Annotated in this window: 17 protein-coding genes; 7 read left to right on the top strand and 10 right to left on the bottom strand. The window is 70.4% G+C overall.

Translation table 11 applies throughout. The features are described from left to right. Positions 1-37: 37 nt before the first annotated feature. The 4 genes from ASD30_RS01495 (at position 38) to ASD30_RS01480 (ending at position 4,016) form a co-directional block, all read left to right on the top strand. A complete protein-coding gene (locus ASD30_RS01495) occupies positions 38-556 on the top strand; it encodes a SigE family RNA polymerase sigma factor (protein WP_056675943.1) in 519 nt (172 codons plus the stop codon). Beyond that, on the top strand, positions 549-1,694 hold the full coding sequence (locus ASD30_RS01490; RefSeq protein ID WP_056675942.1) for a YncE family protein: 1,146 nt from the start codon (positions 549-551) through the stop codon (positions 1,692-1,694). Before ASD30_RS01495 ends, ASD30_RS01490 begins: the two co-directional genes overlap by 8 nt. Positions 1,695-1,758: 64 nt before the next feature. Continuing rightward, the gene (locus ASD30_RS01485) at positions 1,759-3,129 is read left to right on the top strand and encodes a mycothione reductase (RefSeq protein WP_056675939.1); all 1,371 of its coding nucleotides are present in this window, start codon (positions 1,759-1,761) and stop codon (positions 3,127-3,129) included. Next, positions 3,126-4,016 (top strand): SGNH/GDSL hydrolase family protein, encoded by an 891-nt coding sequence (locus tag ASD30_RS01480; protein WP_056675936.1) that lies wholly within the window; start codon positions 3,126-3,128, stop codon positions 4,014-4,016. The genes ASD30_RS01485 and ASD30_RS01480 overlap by 4 nt, the downstream gene beginning before the upstream one ends. On the opposite strand, the gene ASD30_RS01475 is transcribed toward ASD30_RS01480, so the two are convergent. Together ASD30_RS01475 and ligA are read right to left on the bottom strand one after the other, a co-directional pair. Next, on the bottom strand, positions 4,017-4,565 hold the full coding sequence (locus tag ASD30_RS01475; RefSeq protein WP_200951062.1) for a chloramphenicol phosphotransferase CPT family protein: 549 nt from the start codon (positions 4,563-4,565) through the stop codon (positions 4,017-4,019). Continuing rightward, positions 4,562-6,670, bottom strand: coding sequence for an NAD-dependent DNA ligase LigA (gene ligA / locus ASD30_RS01470; protein WP_056675932.1), 2,109 nt, complete (start codon positions 6,668-6,670; stop codon positions 4,562-4,564). The genes ASD30_RS01475 and ligA overlap by 4 nt, the downstream gene beginning before the upstream one ends. A 111-nt stretch (positions 6,671-6,781) precedes the next feature. On the opposite strand from ligA, the gene ASD30_RS01465 reads away from it, so the two are divergent. The 3 genes from ASD30_RS01465 to ASD30_RS01455 all read left to right on the top strand — a co-directional run bounded on the left by ASD30_RS01465 (position 6,782) and on the right by ASD30_RS01455 (position 9,840). Further along, entirely contained in the window at positions 6,782-7,402 is a 621-nt protein-coding gene (locus tag ASD30_RS01465; protein WP_056675929.1) for an alpha/beta hydrolase, read from the top strand. Between the two features lie 115 nt (positions 7,403-7,517). Further along, positions 7,518-8,114 (top strand): TetR/AcrR family transcriptional regulator, encoded by a 597-nt coding sequence (locus tag ASD30_RS01460; protein ID WP_056675927.1) that lies wholly within the window; start codon positions 7,518-7,520, stop codon positions 8,112-8,114. 76 nt (positions 8,115-8,190) lie between these two features. Continuing rightward, positions 8,191-9,840, top strand: coding sequence for an MFS transporter (locus tag ASD30_RS01455; protein ID WP_082563486.1), 1,650 nt, complete (start codon positions 8,191-8,193; stop codon positions 9,838-9,840). Positions 9,841-9,941: 101 nt separating this feature from the next. Here ASD30_RS01455 and ASD30_RS01450 read toward each other — a convergent pair whose 3' ends face one another. The 8 genes from ASD30_RS01450 to obgE form a co-directional block, all read right to left on the bottom strand. Further along, entirely contained in the window at positions 9,942-11,210 is a 1,269-nt protein-coding gene (locus ASD30_RS01450; protein ID WP_056675924.1) for a hypothetical protein, read from the bottom strand. After that, positions 11,203-11,718, bottom strand: coding sequence for a SigE family RNA polymerase sigma factor (locus ASD30_RS01445; RefSeq protein WP_056675921.1), 516 nt, complete (start codon positions 11,716-11,718; stop codon positions 11,203-11,205). The genes ASD30_RS01450 and ASD30_RS01445 overlap by 8 nt, the downstream gene beginning before the upstream one ends. 154 nt (positions 11,719-11,872) lie before the next feature. Further along, complete coding sequence (locus ASD30_RS01440; protein WP_235532474.1) at positions 11,873-12,886, bottom strand: methionine synthase; 1,014 nt, start codon at positions 12,884-12,886, stop codon at positions 11,873-11,875. Beyond that, positions 12,883-13,989, bottom strand: a complete 1,107-nt coding sequence (gene mnmA / locus ASD30_RS01435; protein WP_056675918.1) for a tRNA 2-thiouridine(34) synthase MnmA — start codon at positions 13,987-13,989, stop codon at positions 12,883-12,885. The genes ASD30_RS01440 and mnmA overlap by 4 nt, the downstream gene beginning before the upstream one ends. Position 13,990: 1 nt before the next feature. Next, on the bottom strand, positions 13,991-15,169 hold the full coding sequence (locus ASD30_RS01430) for a cysteine desulfurase family protein (RefSeq protein WP_056675915.1): 1,179 nt from the start codon (positions 15,167-15,169) through the stop codon (positions 13,991-13,993). A 26-nt stretch (positions 15,170-15,195) separates the two neighbouring features. Beyond that, the gene (locus ASD30_RS01425; protein WP_056675912.1) at positions 15,196-15,828 is read right to left on the bottom strand and encodes a nucleotidyltransferase domain-containing protein; all 633 of its coding nucleotides are present in this window, start codon (positions 15,826-15,828) and stop codon (positions 15,196-15,198) included. A 101-nt stretch (positions 15,829-15,929) separates the two neighbouring features. Next, positions 15,930-17,045 carry a glutamate 5-kinase gene (proB, locus tag ASD30_RS01420; protein WP_056675909.1) on the bottom strand — a complete coding sequence of 372 codons (1,116 nt, stop codon included), beginning with the start codon at positions 17,043-17,045 and terminating at the stop codon, positions 15,930-15,932. Next, the gene (gene obgE, locus ASD30_RS01415; RefSeq protein ID WP_082563485.1) at positions 17,042-18,688 is read right to left on the bottom strand and encodes a GTPase ObgE; all 1,647 of its coding nucleotides are present in this window, start codon (positions 18,686-18,688) and stop codon (positions 17,042-17,044) included. Before obgE ends, proB begins: the two co-directional genes overlap by 4 nt. Positions 18,689-18,740: the final 52 nt, after the last annotated feature.

Genomic DNA, 18,740 nt, shown 5'->3' with positions numbered 1-18,740 from the left:
CGCGTCTAGCGGGGTGACAATCACTTCGGGAGGACACATGGCACGACCACCATCCGACGCGGACTACGCAGAGTTCGTGCACGGCGTCTGGCCGCGGCTCTACCGCACGGCCTACCTGCTGATCGGCGACCACGCGACCGCGGAGGACCTGGTCCAGACGGCGCTCGCCAACACCTATGCGTCATGGCGCAACGTCCGCTCCCTGGACGCGGCCCACGGCTATGCCCGCAAGGCGCTGATGAACACCGCCGCCTCGTGGTTCCGCAAGAAGGGCTGGCGCAACGAGGTGCCGACCGACGTACTGCCCGAGTCCGGCGCCGAGACCGACCCGTCCCACCGCCCGGCAGTGCTGGACGCGTTGAAGCTCCTGCCCAAGGGCCAACGGGCCGTGATCGTGCTGCGCTACTACGAGGACCTCGCCGTGTCAGAGACCGCGCGAATCCTCGACTGCTCCGAGGGAACGGTCAAGAGCCAGACCTCGGCCGCCCTCTCCCGGCTGCGCGTCCTGCTCGGCGACGCAGTCATCCCGCTCACCACTGGAGCCTCCAATGACTGAACGACTCTCACACCTGCTGCACGACGAGGCCGACCTCCTCGACATCCCCTCCGCTCCCACCGGACCGGTGCTCGCCAAGGGCCGTTCGATCCGGCGTCGTCGCCGAGCCACGAGCCTGGTCGCCGCGGCCGCCGTGCTCGGTGTCATCGGTGGCGGTGCCGCCCTGCTGGCAGACGGTCCCGGTGGCGGTGACCGCACCAGCGACGCTCCCGTCTCCGCGACCGAGCGCTACCTGCGCGGCGGCGCGTACGCCGTGGGCAGCACCGTCTACTTCGGCGACCCCGGCAACGGACCGATCACGCTCGAGGAGAAGGTGAAGGCGCTCTACTACACCTCCGAGGGCGTCGTGGTCCGCACCGGCAAGACGCCGTGGACCGACGACTCCGGGCCCTCTCACTACGCGCTGGTCACCCCCACCGGTGACGTGCAGCCGCTCGATCTCGACCTCGGGGACCGGGTGCCGGCCACCGACCCGCACACCCAGACGATGGTCTACGCCGACGGCCAGCAGGGCGCCTGGGAACTGGTGGTCGTCGACATCAGCACCAACACCGAGGTGAAGCGCATCCCGTTCGAGGGCTCGTTCAGCTGGGGCGGCTGGGAGGCACCGCCGGTCGGACTGGCCGGTGACACCGCGTACGTCGGGATGGACGACGCCACGCTGGCCATCGACCTCGGAACCGGTGAGGCGAGCGTCGCCGAGGGGCTCGACAAGGCGACCATGCCCGAGGCCACCGGCGGTCACGCACTGACCACGGACTACAGCACCAGCATGGAGGTCGTCGACCTGGCCTCCGGCGAGAGGCTCCTGCAGATCGACCTGCCCGAGGGCCACCACTTCGGTGAGCTCTCCCCCGACGGCCGCTACCTGAAGGTCGTCGCGGAGGAGGAGCTCGACGAGAACGGCCAGATGGGTCCGGCCGACCCGGGCTTCGACGTGTACGACGTGGCGACCGGCGAGCACGTCTCGTTCGACCAGCAGCCCTGGGACTTCGGCTGGTCCCCCGACGGCCACCTGGTCAAGGTCACCCGCACCGAGGTGACCGTCTGCGATGCCAGTACCGGGTCCTGCACCACCGACGAGCAGGCCAGCGGAAAGGGCGAGATCAAGATCGCGGGCAACGCCTACGAGTCCTGACGCTCGAGACGGACGGGGCCATGGACCGGATTCAGGTCCATGGCCCCGCTCCTATGCTGGGCCCATGGCTCGCTACGACATCGCCGTCATCGGTGCCGGCTCCGGCAACTTCCTCGCCAACCGCTCGCTGCGCGACAAGCAGTTCGCGATCATCGAGGAGAACCTCTTCGGCGGCACCTGCCTCAACGTGGGCTGCATCCCGACCAAGATGTTCGTGCACACCGCCGACGTCGCCAACTGGATCCGCGACGCGGGCCGGTTCGGCATCGACGCGTCCCTGGACGGTGTGCGCTGGGCCGACATCCGTGACCGCATCTTCGGCCGCATCGACCCGAACTCCGCCGAAGCCCGCCAGGGTCGCGTCGACGGCGCCAACACCACGGTCCTCGAGGGCCACGCCACCTTCACCGGTGACCGCACGCTCGCCGTGGACCTCGGCGACCACGTCGAGGAGGTCACTGCCGACCAGGTCGTGATCGCCGCCGGCGGACGCCCGGTCATCCCGACCGAGATCGCGGAGTCCGGGGTGCCCTTCGAGACCAGCGACACGATCATGCGCATCGAGACGCTCCCGCGCACCCTCACCATCGTCGGCGGCGGCTTCATCGCCGCCGAGTTCGCACACATCTTCTCCGCGCTGGGCGTCGAGGTCACCCTCGTGGTGCGCGGCGACGCCCTCGTACGCCGAACCGACGCCGAGATCAGCGCCGGGTTCACCGAGCTGGCCACCAAGCAGTGGAACGTCCACCTGGGCCGCACCGTCACGACCGCGTCGGTGGACGACGGCGGGCTCCGGCTCGGCCTCGACGACGGCACCACCCTCGAGGCCGAGATGCTCCTGGTCGCCACCGGTCGTCGACCCAACAGTGACCGTCTCGACCTGGCCGGTACCGGCATCGAGCTCCACGACGACGGTCGCATCGTGGTCGACGAGTTCGGGCGCACCACCTCACCCGGGGTGTGGGCGCTGGGCGACATCTCCTCGCCGTACCAGCTCAAGCACGTGGCCAACCACGAGGCGCGCACGATCGCGCACAACCTGGCCCACCCCGACGACCTGAGGCCCTTCGACCACCGGTTCGTGCCGTCGGCGATCTTCAGCCACCCGCAGATGGCCGGCGTGGGGCTCACCGAGGCCGAGGCACTCGACGCCGGGCGCCGCGTCTCCACCAGCGTGCGGGCGTACGGCGACACGGCGTACGGCTGGGCGATGGAGGACACCACCGGCATCTGCAAGGTGATCGCCGACCGCGACACCGGCCTGCTGCTCGGCGCGCACATCATGGGGCCGGACGCCTCGACCCTGATCCAGCCGGCGATCCAGGCGCTGTCCTTCGGCCTGGGGGCACGCGACATGGCGCGCGGGCAGTACTGGATCCACCCCGCGATGGCCGAGGTCCTCGAGAACGCGCTGCTGGGACTCGACCTCCGGTGACCGCTCCGCACCCGACCGTCCGGCACAAGGCCGCCTTGGCCCTTGCCCTGCTCCCGATGCTCCTGCTCGCCGGGTGCGGCGGCGACGCGGCGACCGACATCGGCGACGTCGACACCCCGTCGGTGCGCTATGTCGCGCTGGGTGACTCCTACTCCGCGGCACCGGCGGTGCCGTCGTCGAAGGACGACGACGGATGCCTGCGCTCGACCCACAACTACCCGTCACTCGTGGCGAAGGAGTGGAAGCCCGACACGTTCGTCGACGTCACCTGCGCCGGCGCCGACACCGCAGACATGACGCGGCCGCAGTACCCCGCCATCAAGGCACAGCTCGACGCGGTCACCTCCGACACCGACGTCGTGACCCTCGGCCTGGGCGGCAACGAGTTCAACCTGTTCTTCACCCTCGTCGGCCAGTGCGCGTTCGTGCGCGACCAGGATCCCACCGGCTCGCCGTGCGAGGAGGCGATGAACGTGCGCGGCAAGGACAAGCTGCTCACCAGCATCGCCGCCACGCGCGGACGCATGGTCTCCGTGGTGCGCCAGATCCAGCAGTCGGCCCCCGAGGCGAAGGTGCTGCTGGTCGGCTACCCGCAGATCGTGCCGGCAAAGGGCACCTGCCCCGACCTGCTTCCCCTTGCGGATGGCGACTACCGCTACGGCCGGATGGTCAACAAGGCGCTCACCGAGATGCTGGACGAGGTCGCGCGGGCCACCGAGACGACGTACGTCGACCTGTGGAAGGCGACCGCCGGCCACGACATCTGCGCCGACGACCCGTGGATCAACGGTCAGCACCACGACCCGGAGCGCGGCGCGGCGTACCACCCGTTCGTCGAGGAGCAGGAGGCCGCCGCCGCGAAGGTGCTGGCCGCCCTCGAGGGCTGATCAGCCGCGGGCGAAAAAACGTTCGCGGATCGTCTGGACCAGCGCCTCCGTCGACGCTCTCCCGGTGTCGACCTCGAGGTCGTAGGTGATGCCGTCGTGCACGGACTCGGCCTGCGCCGCGGCCATGCCCGGCGTGCGGTCGCCCCTGGCGGCCTCGCGTGCGGCGACGACGGCCGCGTCGCAGCGCACACCGACCCAGCCGACCGACAGTCCCGACAGCGCCGAGTGCCACCCTTGCTGACCGGCGGGGCCGCTGACGAAGTTGTCCTCGACGATCACCCGCGCGCCGGCCCGCACCATGGCCGCGATGCCGGTGCGCCACTGCTGCTCCACCGCGACGAAGTCGTCGCCCACGACCACACCGCCGTCCGGCTCGAGCACCAGCCCGTCGCCGGACAGCAACCGCGGCGGCGCGGCGTCGACGAGCGTGTCGACCCCGAGCCGGAGCCAGGTGCCCGGCAGGGGCTCCTGCAACAACCTGGCCAGCGTGGTCTTCCCGGAGCTCGAACCGCCGTTGAGCACCAGCACCTGCGGCGGCGTACGGGTCATGCCAGCTCGCGGGCCGCGTCGGGCCCCTGGGCCAGCAGCACCTCGAACCCTGCCTCGTCGAGGATGGGTACGCCGAGCTCGGCCGCCTTGTCGGCCTTGGAGCCCGCGGCCTCGCCGATCACCGCGAACGCGGTCTTCTTCGACACCGACGACGACGCCTTGCCGCCGCGGGCCAGGATCGCCTCCTTGGCCTGGTCGCGGCTGAACTTCTCCAGCGAGCCGGTGACCACGATCGAGAGCCCCTCGAGGGTGCGCTCGACGGACTCGTCGCGCTCGTCCTGCATGGTGACGCCGGCGGCGGCCCACTTGTCGACGATGGCGGTGTGCCAGTCGGAGCCCTCGCCGTCGAACCAGGCGCGCACCGACGAGGCGATCGTGGGCCCGACGCCCTCGGTGTCGGCCAGCACTTCCTCGGAGGCGTCACGCACCGCCTGGAGCGATCCGAACTGGGTGGCCAGGCCACGCGCGGCGGTCGGGCCGACGTTGCGGATCGAGAGTGCGACCAGCACGCGCCACAGCGGGACGTCCTTGGCGGTGTCGAGATTCGCCAACAGGCGTTGGCCATTGGCGCTCAGCTGAGGGCCGGCCTCGTCCTTCTTCGGGGCACGGGTGAACAGGGAAGCCTGCATCAGGTCGTCGGCGGTGAGGGCGAAGAGGTCGCCCTCGTCGTGGATCACCTTCGCCTCGAGCAGGGCAGCGGCGGCCTCGGAGCCGAGCCCCTCGATGTCGAACGCGCCGCGCCCTGCGACGTGGAAGACCCGGTCGAGCAGCTGTGCCGGGCACGAGCGGTGGTTGGGGCAGCGCATGTCCTTGTCGCCCTCGCGTTGCTGCACCAGCTCGGTGCCGCAGGCCGGGCACTCGGTGGGCATCACCCATTCGGCCAGGCCCTCGGGCCGCAGTGCCAGCACCGGACCGACGATCTCGGGGATCACGTCGCCGGCCTTGCGCAGGATCACCGTGTCGCCGGGGCGGACGTCCTTGCGCTTGACCTCGTGGCCGTTGTGCAGGGTGGCCCGTTCGACGGTCGACCCGGCCACCTTCGTCGGCTCCATCACCCCGAACGGGGTGACCCGGCCCGTGCGTCCGGTGTTGACCTCGATGGAGAGCAGCTTGGCGTTGACCTCCTCGGGTGGGTACTTGAAGGCGATCGCCCATCGTGGCGCGCGGCTGGTCGAGCCCAGTCGACGCTGCAGGGACACCTCGTCGACCTTGACCACGACGCCGTCGATCTCGTGCTCGACCTCGTGCCGGTGCTCGCCGTACTCCTCGATGAAGCCGCGCACGGCCTTGAGGTCGGGCAGCACCCGGACCCTCGGAGACGTGGGCAGGCCCCACGCCTTCAGGGCGTCGTACGCCTGGGACTGTGCGGTCGGCGAGAAGCCCTCGCGGGCGCCGATGCCGTGGCAGACCATGCCGAGCGCGCGGGTCGCGGTGACCTTGGGGTTCTTCTGGCGCAGCGACCCGGCCGCCGCGTTGCGCGGGTTGGCGAACGGCGGCTTGCCCTGGTCGCGCATCGCGTCGTTGAGCCGCTCGAACGCCTCGACCGGCAGGAACACCTCGCCGCGCACCTCGACCAGGTCGGGCACCGGGAACTCGTCGGTGCCGGTGAGCCGGTGCGGGATCGAGTCGATGGTCTTGACGTTGGGCGTGACGTCTTCACCGGTGCGCCCGTCGCCACGGGTCAGCGCCCGCACCAGACGGCCCTTCTCGTAGAGGATGTTGATCGCCAGCCCGTCGACCTTCAGCTCGCACAACAACGCCGGTTTCTCGACCCCGTCGCGCACCAGCCGGGCGTGCCACGCCTCGAGCTCGTCGTAGGAGAACGCGTTGTCGAGGCTCTCCATGCGCTGGAGGTGGTCGACGGCGGTGAACTCCGTCGACACCGCTCCCCCGACCTTCTGGGTGGGCGAGTCGGGCGTGCGCAGCTCGGGGAACTCGTCCTCGAGCGCCTCCAGCTCGCGCAGGCGTACGTCGAAGTCGGCGTCGGACAACGTCGGGTCGTCGAGCACGTAGTAACGCCAGCGGGCGTCCTCGACCTGCTCGGACAGCAGTCGGTGGCGGTCACGGGCCTCGGGGGTCGCGGAGGAGACCTCGGAAGAACTCATGGGCACATCTTGCCGTGTCGCGCCCACAGTCGGGAGAGGCCATCCGATCCGCCCCTCCGCTCCGAAGACCACGTGCGAACATCGGACCACGCCCCATGAGAGGAACCCTGCGTGCACGAGCCCACCCTCACGCGGTACGACGCACCCAACGGCGGTCGTGGCGTGATCCTGATGCTGCACGGCGGCAAGCAGCACTCGTTCATGCCGGTCGACTGGCGCAGCACGTCCTGGCGCCGCTCGCACGCGATGCAGAAGTCGATCACGCCGCGGGCGCACGACGAGGGCGTCGGCACCTGGTTGCTGCGCTACCAGCACCGAGGCTGGAACGACGTGCACGCGCCCTCCCCGGTCCCCGACGCGCGGTGGGCCGTCGAGCAGGTCGTCCGGGCACTGGGCGACGTGCCGATCGTCCTGCTGGGGCACTCGATGGGCGCGCGCACCGCCGTGCACGTCGCCGACCACCCGCAGGTGGTCGGCGTGGTCGCGTTGGCGCCGTGGTTCGAGAAGCACGACCCCGTGGCCACGCTGGCCGACAAGCACCTCGCGGCGGCGCACGGCAGCCACGACCGGATCACCAGCCCCAAGGCCACCGCCGCATTCGTACGCCGGGCGCGGGACGTCGCCTCCTCGGTCGAGATGCACGACATGGGGCCGGTCGGGCACTACATGTTCAAGCGCATTCCCCAGTGGAACGACTTCGCGATCACGAGGTCCCTGAAGTTCTTCTCGTGACGGACAGAAAAATTCTTTCCGGATCCGGGAATTGATTGGACGCCGGCCGCGGTTGGGTTCTACATTGATGAAACGAAACAGTTTCGTTCCATCCGAGAACGCGAAGGAAACACACATGACACCGACCGGCCAGTCCGAGGTCTCCAGCGCACGGCCCCGCATCGAGGGCGACCGTGAGCAGGAGATCCTCGAGGCGACCCTGTCGGTGCTCTGCGACGTCGGCTACGACCGGCTGACCATGGACGCCGTGGCCACCAGGGCCAAGGCGAGCAAGGCCACCCTCTACCGACGTTGGTCCAGCAAGGCCGCCCTGGTGATCGACGCCTTGATCGCCGAGAAGCAACACCCCGACATCCCCGACACCGGAAGCCTGCGCGACGACCTGGTCCAGGTCAGCTGTGCCATGGGCGGACTGTCCGACGAGAAGCCGATCGGCATCCTCGCCAGTGTCCTCACCGCGATCAACCGTGACCCGGAGTTCGCCGCGGCGTTCCGCGAGCGCTTCATCGGGCCCAAGGTGGCCGCCAACCGCATCATCTACGACCGGGCGCGAGAGCGAGGCGAGATCCGTGACGACCTCGACATCGACATCATCGCCCCGGCCCTCGCCGCGATCGTCCTTCACCGGACGTTCCTCCTCGGCGACGCCCCGACGCCCGAGCTGATCACCTCGGTCATCGACCAGATCATCGTGCCGGCCTGCCGGCGCTGAGTTCCGCACCACAGAACGGTCCGTCACCACGGGCCGTCGACCTCCCGACCGCTCGAAACCCGAGATTGGATCTACCATGTCCGAAAAGTCCCTGTCCGAGGCGCTACCCGAGGTCCCGCCGCCGGTCTCCAAGGCCGAGAAGAAGCGTCTGGCCTGGGCCCTCGTGCTGATCTCCCTGGCCCAGCTGATGGTGGTGCTCGACAGCACCATCGCCAACATCGCCCTCCCGTTCATCGGCGAGGACCTCCACATCAACGAGGCGAACCTGACCTGGATCGTCATCGGCTACGCACTGGCCTTCGGTGGCCTGCTGCTGCTCGGTGGCCGACTCGGTGACCTCTACGGTCGTCGTCGCATCTTCATGGTCGGCGTCGTGGTCTTCGCGATCGCCTCGCTGCTCGGCGGCATCGCCTGGACCGAGCCGCTGCTGCTCTCGTCCCGTGCCCTCCAGGGTGTCGGGGCCGCAATGGCCTCCCCCGCCGCCCTCGCGCTGATCACCACCACGTTCCCGGCCGGCCCGCAGCGCAACCGCGCCTTCGCGGTCTACGCCGCCATGTCCGGCATCGGTGCGGCCGTCGGCCTGATCCTCGGTGGATGGCTCACCGGTCTCGACCAGCCCCTCGGCGTCGACGGATGGCGCCTGACCTTCCTGATCAACGTGCCGATCGGCCTGGTCGCGGCGGGCCTGGCCCCGCGCTTCTTCGAGGAGTCCGAGAAGCACGAGGGTTGGCTCGACATCCCCGGTGCGATCACCGGAACCTTCGGCCTGCTCGGTCTGGTCTACGGCTTCAGCCGCGCCGGCGACGAGCGCTACGGCTGGGGCAACGAGTGGACCATCGCCAGTCTTGCTGCCGGTGTCGCCCTCCTGGTGTTCTTCGCCGTGATCGAGTCGCGTGTCGAGCACCCGCTGCTCCCGGTGCGCGTCTTCGCCCACCGGACCCGCGCGGTCAGCTTCATCGCGATGATGATCCTGCCGGCCGCCATGTTCGCGATGTTCTTCTTCCTCAGCCTCTTCATCCAGAACGTCGTGGGCTACAGCCCGCTGCACGCCGGCTTCGCGTTCCTGCCGTTCTCGGTCGGCATGATCATCTCGGCCACGGCCGCGTCGAGCCTGATCAGCCGCGTCGACCCGCGCATCCTGGCCGGCACCGGTTCACTGGTCGCCGCCGCCGCACTGTTCGGGTTCTCCCGGCTCAGCGTCGACGAGTCCCCGAGCAACCTGCTCGGCGCACTCTCCGGTGACGCGGTGGGCGCAGACGTGAACTACTGGACCCAGATCCTGCCGTACGTGTTCCTGATGGCGCTCGGCATGGGCATGGTCTTCGTGCCGCTGACCCTGACCGCAGTGCACCACCTGCGGGCCCAGGACTCCGGCGTCGGCTCGGGCGTCCTGAACACCATGCAGCAGGTGGGCGGTGCGCTGGGCCTGGCCGTCCTCGCAACGGTCTCGCTGCACTTCACCCGCAACACCGGCGAGGAGATCGCACCCGGCCTGACCAAGGCCGCGATGGACGCCGGCCTGCAGGAGAAGCTCAGCCCGGCGAAGTTCGAGGAGACCATGGGTCAGCTGACCTACCTCGGCGCCTTCACCGACGGTGCGACCACCGCGTTCCTTGTGGGTGCCGCAATGATGCTGACCGCCTCGGTCATCATCTGGCTCTTCCTCGACGTCAAGCACGAGGAACTCGCCACCGACGGCCCCGAAGCCCAGGTCCACGTCGGCTGATCATCTTCACCAAGTCACGAACGGGCCGGTCGGGAGTAAGTCTCCCGCCCGGCCCGTTCGGTCATTTCAGTCGAGGTCGATCACTGCGTCGGGTCACCGGGTCACTGGGGCGTCTCGAACTCCAGCGCGGAGCCCTCGTCGACCCGTTCCGGCGTGGTCAGCAGGTCGTACGTCGGATCGAGCAGCATCGCCTTCATCTCATCGAGCGAAACCTCGAGTTCGGGATTGGCGTCGGCGCTGAACGGCCTCTCGCGCATGTTCGTCGAGTCCAGGGAGATCTGCAGCAGTCGGTCGTCGTCCTGCAAGGTCACGCTCAGCCGTCCGGGTTGACGCACTGGACCGATCTCCCAGGTGACGCGCATGGTGCCGCGATCGGTCTCCTCCTCGACGCACCGGCCCGTGCAGGACCCCGGTGCCTCGTCACCGGGTGGGGCCGACGAGGCCGACAGGATCAACACGTTGGGTCCGGTCTCGATGCCACCCGGGAACGAGAGCTTCACGGCGGTGACCTCCTGCGGCGTGGTCTCCTCGAACTCCTCCTCCATGGAGGTCGGCTCGGCGGCCATGTGGTCCAGCGCGATCGCGGCCAGCGCCGGGAAGGTGATCGGCACTCGCGTCTCCGCAGTCTCGGTCTCGAATCCGTCGAGCCTCGACCCGGCGTCGACGGCCTCCTGCGTCGTCTTCAGCCCGAACCGGGGGTCGGTGGCGATCGACGTCATCTCGTCGACGCTGATCGACAGGTCGAGCTCGCGCGGGTCGCCGGTGATCTGGTCGCCGGCGTACATCACCCACGTGTACTCGCCCTTGCGCTGCTGGGCCACGATCACGATGCCGGGGTCCTCCTCCGGCATCTCCTCCTGCCACGCGAGCGTGACCTTGCCCTGGTCCGTCGACCACGAGTCGCAGGTGGTCCCGTCCTCGCCACAACCGAGGTCGTCGATCGCTCCCGGGGCCGCGGCGGCCAGGAGCAGGTCGCCATCCTCCGCCTCGCCCGGGTCGAAGCGCAGGTCCGCACCGACCGCGCCCGGGTCGAGGCTCCCCTTGAAGTCGTCCGCGTCACCCATGGACGCCGGCTCGGCGTCGACGTGCTCGAGCACGATCGCGGCGAGGGCCCCGGGAGTCGTGACCGCGACCAGGTCGGCCGGGGTGGTGGTCACCACGTTCCGGTCCGCGTCGCCGCCCTGGAGAGCAGCGACGACTCCCGCCGTACCCACGACGACGGCAAGGGCCGCGACCCCGGCCGCCCCGGCCGCGAGGCGACGTCGGCGACGGGCGCGGTGGCCGACGTCGAGCAGTGCACCGGTGTCGAGCGGCGGTACGTCGATGGAGGTGGTGGCGTCGTGCAGACGATCGCCGAACGGGTCAGTCATGGGTTCCTCCTGCGGGGACGATCTCGGGGCCGAGGGTCGTGCGCAGCCGCTTCAGCGCGTCGGAGCACTGGCTCTTCACCGTGCCCTCGGAGATGCCGAGGATGCGAGCGGTCTCGGCGACGCTGAGGTCCTCGAGGTAGCGCAGCACCACGACCGCCCGCTGTCGCGGCGGCAGCCCGGCGACCTCGTCGACCAGCCAGCGCCGGTCCTCGGGGTCTGCGTCACGGGTTCCGCGGTCCGGGAGCTCGGCGGTCGCGTGCTCCTTCTGCCAGGACTTCGTGCGGAACCACGACAGCGCCGTGTTCACCAGGATCTTGCGGGTGTAGGCCTCGGCCGCATCGGCGACGCGCAGCTTGCGCCACGACACGTAGGTCTTCACCAGCGCGGTCTGCACCAGGTCCTCGGCGAGCGCGTGGTCGTGGACCAACAGGTAGGCGGTGCGGTAGAGCGCGGCCCAGCGTGCGCTCGCGAACTCCGCGAACTCGGCGTCCCCCGGTGGACGGGTCATGTGTGTTCCTCCTCGGCATGCACCCCATCAGATGCGCGTGACCCGCGGTTGGGTTGGGTCGGTCGCCGAAAAGAAGATCTTCGCGACAAGGATGCGATTCGCTGTCACCCGGTGACAGTGAATCGCATCCTTGTCAGAGCGTCGTGGGCTGGCCTCAGGACGTGAGGTTCGCCGCGCTCTTCCGGGAGAGTTCGAGTGCGGCGCGCGCCCAGGCCGGGTCGGCCCCGGCGAGGCCGCACGAGGGCGTGACAACCAGTCGGTCGGTCGGCTCGAGGCCGAGCATGTCGAGGAGCCGCAGCAACCGCTCGGAGACACTTCCCTCGGTCGGCCGCGGGTTCGGGGCCAGGGACGGGACGGCGCCGAGCAGCACCCGGTCCCCCGCGTCGACGGCCTCGGCCAGGGCGTCGTACGACCCGGGCACGAGCAGGTCGAGGTCGATGCTGATGCCGCGGGCACCGGCGCCGCGGAGCAGCGCGATCGGCACGTCGGGGGCGCAGCAGTGCACGATCGGGGTGGCCCCGGCGCCGGCGATCGCGGCCATCACCTGCTCGAGTGCCCCTGAGGCCTCGGGCGGGTGCACGGCGCGGTGCTTGCCCCAGCCGGACGCGGTCGGGATCTGCGCGGCGAGGACCGCAGGGAGCGCGGGCTCGTCGACCTGCACGAGGATCTCGGTGGCACCCGGAACCCGACGGCGTACGTCGGCGACGTGGTCGCGCAGCCCTTCGGCCAGTGCCTCGGCGAGCTCGCGTCGGGCACCGTGATCGCTCAGGACCTTGTCACCACGCGGCTTCTCGACCGTGGCGGCGAGAGTCCAGGGCCCCGCGACCTGCACCTTGAAGACACCGGTGAAGTCCTGCACCTGCTCCTCGATCGCGTCGAGGTCCTGTGACAGGAGCGACCGGGCCCGGCGGTGGTCGATGCCGGAGTGGTCGGTCAGCCGCCAGCCGGCGGGCTGCAGGTCGGCACCCAGTCCGCTGACCACCGCGAGCCCACGGCCGGTCATGGTGGCGGCGGCGCCGCGCCCGGGCAGCTCGGGCAGGTGCACCAGGTCGGGCAGCTCCCCGACCACCACGCGCACGGCCTCGCCGAAGTCACGCGCGTTGTCGGCCTCGTTGGCCAAGGCTCCACCGCCGGGCATCGAGCCGATGCCGGTCGCCAGTGCGCTCACGCGGTGCCGACTGCCGTGCGCGACGTGGCCGAGATCGTTGCCGAGCCGACCACGCGGGTGCCGTCGTAGATCACCGCGGCCTGGCCGGGCGCGATGCCCTCGGCCGGGTCGAGCAGCTCGATGACGACGTCGTGACCGTCCGTCGTGACGACGGCCCGGTGCTCGGAGCCGTGCGCCCTCAGCTGCACGGTGCCCCCGAGTCGCTCGGGGACGGTGCCGCACCAGCGGGCCTTGATGCCCTCGATCCGGTCGATGCGCAGCTCTTCGCGTGGGCCGACGGTCACGATTCCGGAGACCGGCTCGATGTCGAGCACGAAGCGCGGCTTGCCGTCGGGCGCCGGGCGGCCGATGCGCAGGCCCTTGCGCTGGCCGATGGTGTAGGCCGTGGTGCCCTCATGCTGTCCGAGCACCTCGCCGGTGGCGTGGTCGACGATGTCGCCGCTGTCGTTGGGGGCCCGGTCGCCGAGCTTCTCCTTCAGCCAGCCGGCGTTGTCGCCGTCGGCGATGAAGCAGATGTCATGGGAGTCGGGCTTGTTGGCCACCATCAGGCCACGGCGCTCGGCCTCGAGGCGGACGTCGCCCTTGACCGAGTCGCCGAGTGGGAACAGCGAGTGGGCCAGCTGCTCCTGGGTGAGCACGCCGAGCACGTAGGACTGGTCCTTGCCCATGTCGACCGCGCGGTGCATCTCGATCAACCCGTCGGAACCGGTCTCGAGCTGCGCGTAGTGACCGGTGACCACCGCGTCGAAGCCGAGCGCCAGGGCACGGTCGAGCACGGCGGCGAACTTGATCTTCTCGTTGCAGCGCAGGCACGGGTTCGGCGTACGGCCGGCGGCGTACTCGGACATGAAGTCCTCGACGACGTTCTCGTGGAACTCGTCGGACATGTCCCAGACGTAGAACGGGATGCCGATCACGTCGGCGGCCCGGCGCGCGTCGTTGCTGTCCTCGATCGTGCAGCAGCCGCGGGCGCCGCTGCGGTAGGACTTGGGGTTGCGCGACAGGGCGAGGTGGATGCCGGTGACGTCGTGGCCGGCCTCGGCAGCGCGTGCGGCAGCAACGGCGGAGTCGACGCCGCCGGACATCGCGGCCAGAACCCTCATGTCACGAGCCCTTCCGGGCACCGGCCGCGCGGGCCCGCTCGACTACCGGACCGATCGCCTCGACCAGTGCGTCGATGTCGGACTGCGTGGTGGTGTGGCCGAGCGAGAAGCGCAGCGAACCCCGCGCCTCGGCCTCGGTGCAGCCCATCGCCAGGAGCACGTGCGAGGCCTGCGGCACACCGGCGTTGCAGGCCGAGCCGGTGGAGCACTCGATGCCGCGGGCGTCGAGCAGCATCAGCAGCGAGTCGCCCTCGCAGCCCGGGAAGCGCAGGTGAGCGTGACCGGGCAGCAGGTGCGCCGGGTCTCCGTTGCGCACGGCGTCGGGGACGATCGCGCAGACCCGGTCGACGAGCTGGTCGCGCAACGCGGCCAGCCGGACGTGGTGGTCGGCCTGCGACTTCACCGATGCCTCGACCGCGGCCGCCAGTCCGGCGATCGCGGGAGTGTCGATGGTGCCGCTGCGGATGTCGCGCTCCTGTCCGCCGCCGTGCACCAGCGGCGTGACCTCGAGCTCGCGGCGTACGACGAGGGCGCCGACCCCGAACGGGCCACCGACCTTGTGCCCGGTGAGCGTCAGGGCGTCGACTCCCGAGGCCGCGAAGTCGACCGGCACGGCGCCGATCGCCTGGACGGCGTCGGTGTGGACGGGAATACCGTGGGCGGCGGCCAGCTCGACGATCTCGTCGATCGGCTGGATCGTGCCGACCTCGTTGTTGGCCCACATCACGGAGATGAGCGCGACGTCGTCGGGGTTGCGCTCGACCGCGGCGCGCAGCGCGTCAATCTTGAGGCGACCGAGCGAGTCGACCGGCAGCAGCTCGACCTGCGCGTCCTCGTCCTCGGAAAGCCAGTGCAGCGGGTCGAGCACGGCGTGGTGCTCGATGGCGCTGCTGAGGATGCGGGGGCCCCGGTTCGCCGAGCGCATGCGGGCCCAGTAGATGCCCTTGAGCGCCAGGTTGTCCGCCTCGGTGCCACCGGAAGTGAAGACCACTTCGCCGGGTCGGCAGTTGAGGGCCTGCGCGATCTGCTCGCGCGACTCCTCGACCACCCGGCGCGCGTGACGCCCGGAGGCGTGCAACGACGACGGGTTGCCGACCGCGGTCAGCTGTGCAGTGAGTGCGTCGACGGCCGCCGGGAGCATCGGCGTCGTGGCGGCGTGGTCGAGGTAAACGGTCGTCATTGCATCTTCAAGGGTACGGCGCGCCGTCATATGACGCCTAACCACCGGTGCTCCGCGTCCTCACGACGTACGGCGTCGCGCAGCCACGCCCGCTCGTTCTCCCCGAGCAGTGGCCACGCGGCCACGAGGTCGCGCAGGTCCTTGGATCGGTCGAGGCGGGCCTTGTGCTGGAGCACGATCTCGGGCCGCAGGTAGCGGATGCCGTCGGCGGCCACCCAGGTCACGTCGTCCAGTGGCGCGTGCCATGCGGGGTCACGCCGCGAGACCCACTGCCCCTCGTGGTCCTCGCTGAGGATGCAGTCCGTGATCCACGGTGCCGTGGCGTGCTCCCGCAACCAGACCTGGCTGGCTCCGTCGTGCAGCTCGGGCCACGTGTCGTTGACCGGGCGGAGGGCGCCGGCCCCGGCACCCCACGCGTGGTAGCGCCCACGCACCACGTCGAGCAGCTTCGGCAGGTCACGCGCGAAGATCACCACGTCGATGTCCTCATGCGGCCGGGGGACGCCGGTGAACGCCTCGATCGCCCAACCGCCGACGACCCACCACGGTGCCTCGAAGTCGCGGAGGAACTCCACGGTCTCCGCCGGGTCGAGGGAGTCCCACGCGCCGTACAGCCGCTGGAACGCGATCTCTTCCTCGTCCTCGGTCAGGTCGGCCACCCGGACAGGTTAGAGGGTCCGCGGTCCAGCATGTCGGCCAGGGATTCGAGGACAGTCACGTCCGCGGCACGGTGGCCGTCACGGTCCGATGGAGTCGACGCTCAGAGCAGCACGAGGTCGTCGCGGTGCACGACCTCGCGTTCGTAGGCCGCACCGAGCTCCTTCTTCAACGCGTGCGACGACTTGCCGGCCAGCGACGGGATCTCGTCGGCGTCGAAGTTCACGAGGCCGCGGGCCACGGGGACGCCGTCGGGCCCGACCAGGTCGACCGGGTCACCGCCGACGAAGCCACCGGTCGCGCCCACCACGCCGGCCGCCAGCAACGACGCACGCCGTTCGACGACGGCCTTGACCGCGCCGGCGTCGAGCAACAGCTGGCCCTTGGGCTCGGTGGCGTGCGCGAGCCACAGCAGTCGCGTGGGACGGCGCTTGCCGGTGGCGTGGAAGAGCGTGCCGACCGGCTTGCCGGCCAGGGCCTCCCCCGCCTGCGGGGCCGAGGTCAGGACGACGGGGATGCCGGCGCCTGTCGCGATGGCGGCTGCTTCGACCTTGGTGTGCATGCCGCCCGTGCCGAGGCCTGCTGCGCCGGTCGACCCGATCGACAGGCCGGCCAGGTCGGCCGCGGAACGCACGTTCGGCACGAGCGAGGTGCCCGGGGTCGCGGGGTTGCCGTCGTACAGCCCGTCGACGTCGGAGAGCAGCACCAGAAGGTCGGCGTGCACGAGGTGGGCGACCAGGGCGGCCAGGCGGTCGTTGTCGCCGAAGCGGATCTCGGACGTGGCGACGGTGTCGTTCTCGTTGACGATCGGCACCACCCCGAGCTCCAGCAGCTTGGCCATCGTCTGGTGCGCGTTGCGGTAGTGGGAGCGACGGGTGACGTCGTCGACGGTCAGCAGCACCTGCCCGGCGGTGAGTCCGTGCCGGGCCAGCTCCTCGGTGTAGCGGTGCACCAGCAGGCCCTGGCCCACCGACGCGGCGGCCTGTTGCGCGGCCAGCCCGCGCGGACGCCGAGCCAGCCCCAGCGGAGCCAGGCCGGCGGCGATGGCACCCGAGGAGACCAGCACGACCTCGACGCCACGGGCGCGGACGGCAGCCAGCGTGTCGACCAGGTCACGAACTCGCGACGGGTCGATGCCGCCGGCGGCGGTGGTCAGCGACGACGACCCGACCTTGACCACGACGCGGCGCGCCGCGGTCACCTGGTCGCGCGCGCTCATGACTCGTCGGCCTCCGTGGCCCGCTCGGTGGTCGCGTCCTCGGCAACATCGGTGCCGTCCACCTGCTCGGCGACAGCGTCCTCGGAAGCATCGGTGCCTTCGCCGGCCACCTGCGCGTCGGGGTCGAACTCGTTCCAGTCGGGGTCTTCCTCGGAGCCGACGACGTACGACATGGGGCCGGCGTCGCCGCTGTCGAGGCGACGGGCCACGTCGGCACGGGTCTCGGTCTCGGAACGCTCGGGCATCTGCTCCTGGATGTCACGACGGCGGGTCGCCGCGGGGCGCTCCTCACGCAGCCGTTCATCCTCGCCACGACGGCCGAGCATCTCCGCACCGGCCTCGATGCCGGGCTTGAAGTCGAAGACGACCGCGTTGTCGGCGTGGCCGATCAGGACGGCGTCGCCCTCCTCGGCGCCGAGCTCGACCAGCTTCTTCTCGACGCCGAGGGCGTTGAGGCGGTCGGCGAGGAAGCCCACGGCCTCCTCGTTGTTGAAGTCGGTCTGACGCACCCAGCGCTCGGGCTTCTCGCCACGCACGCGCCAGCCCTCGCCGGTCTCCTTGATCGTGAAGTCGCCCGAGCCGTCGGCCGACTTCGGACGGATCACCATGCGGGGCACCTCGACGACCGGCTTCTCCGCACGAGCCCGCGAGACCAGCTCGGCCATTGCGAAGGTCAGCTCGCGCATGCCCTCACCGGAGGCGGCGCTGACCTCGAAGACCCGCAGGCCGCGGTCGCGCAGCTCCTCGACGACGAACGAGGCGATGTCGCGCCCGTCGGGCACGTCGACCTTGTTCAGGGCGACCAGGCGCGGGCGGTCCTCGAGGCCGCCGTACCGGCTGAGCTCGTTCTCCATGATGTCGAGGTCCTCGACCGGGTTGCGGCCGGGCTCGATGGTGGCGGTGTCGATGACGTGCAGCAGGGCCGCGCACCGCTCGATGTGGCGCAGGAAGTCGTGGCCGAGACCGCGTCCGTCGGCGGCACCCTCGATCAGGCCGGGCACGTCGGCCACGGTGAACGTCGTGTCACCGGCGCGTACGACGCCGAGGTTCGGCACCAGTGTCGTGAACGGGTAGTCGGCGATCTTGGGCCGGGCCCGCGAGATCGCCGCGATCAGCGAGGACTTGCCGGCGCTCGGGAAGCCGACCAGGCCGATGTCGGCGACGACCTTCAGCTCGAGGACGATGTCGAGCTCGTCGCCGGGCTCGCCGAGCAGCGCGAAGCCGGGCGCCTTGCGCTTGGAGGAGGCCAGTGCGGCGTTGCCGAGGCCACCGTTGCCGCCCTTGGCGATGACCAGCTCGGTGCCGGCGCCGACCATGTCGGCGATCACGTTGCCCTTGTCGTCGGTGACGACGGTGCCGTCGGGAATGGGCAGCACCATGTCGGCACCGTGGGCGCCGTTCTTGTGCGACCCGGCGCCCTGGCGGCCGTTCTCACCTCGGCGCACCGGGCTGTGGTGGTAGTCGATGAGTGTCGTGATGTCGGGGTCGACGCGGAGGATCACGGACCCGCCGGGTCCGCCGTTGCCGCCGTCGGGGCCACCGAGAGGCTTGAACTTCTCCCTGTGGACCGACGCGACACCGTTGCCGCCCCGGCCTGCTGCGACGTGCAGCTTGACCTGGTCGACGAATGTCGGAACTGCCATGGAGATCTCCTGGTGGTCTAAATGCCGAAGGCGCCCCTAGATCCTAGGGACG

Source organism: Nocardioides sp. Root140, from assembly GCF_001426745.1.
Classification (GTDB): Bacteria; Actinomycetota; Actinomycetes; order Propionibacteriales; family Nocardioidaceae; genus Nocardioides.
The sequence above is the reverse complement of the archived record's forward strand: the minus strand, read 5'-3'. Positions and strand labels throughout refer to the sequence as shown.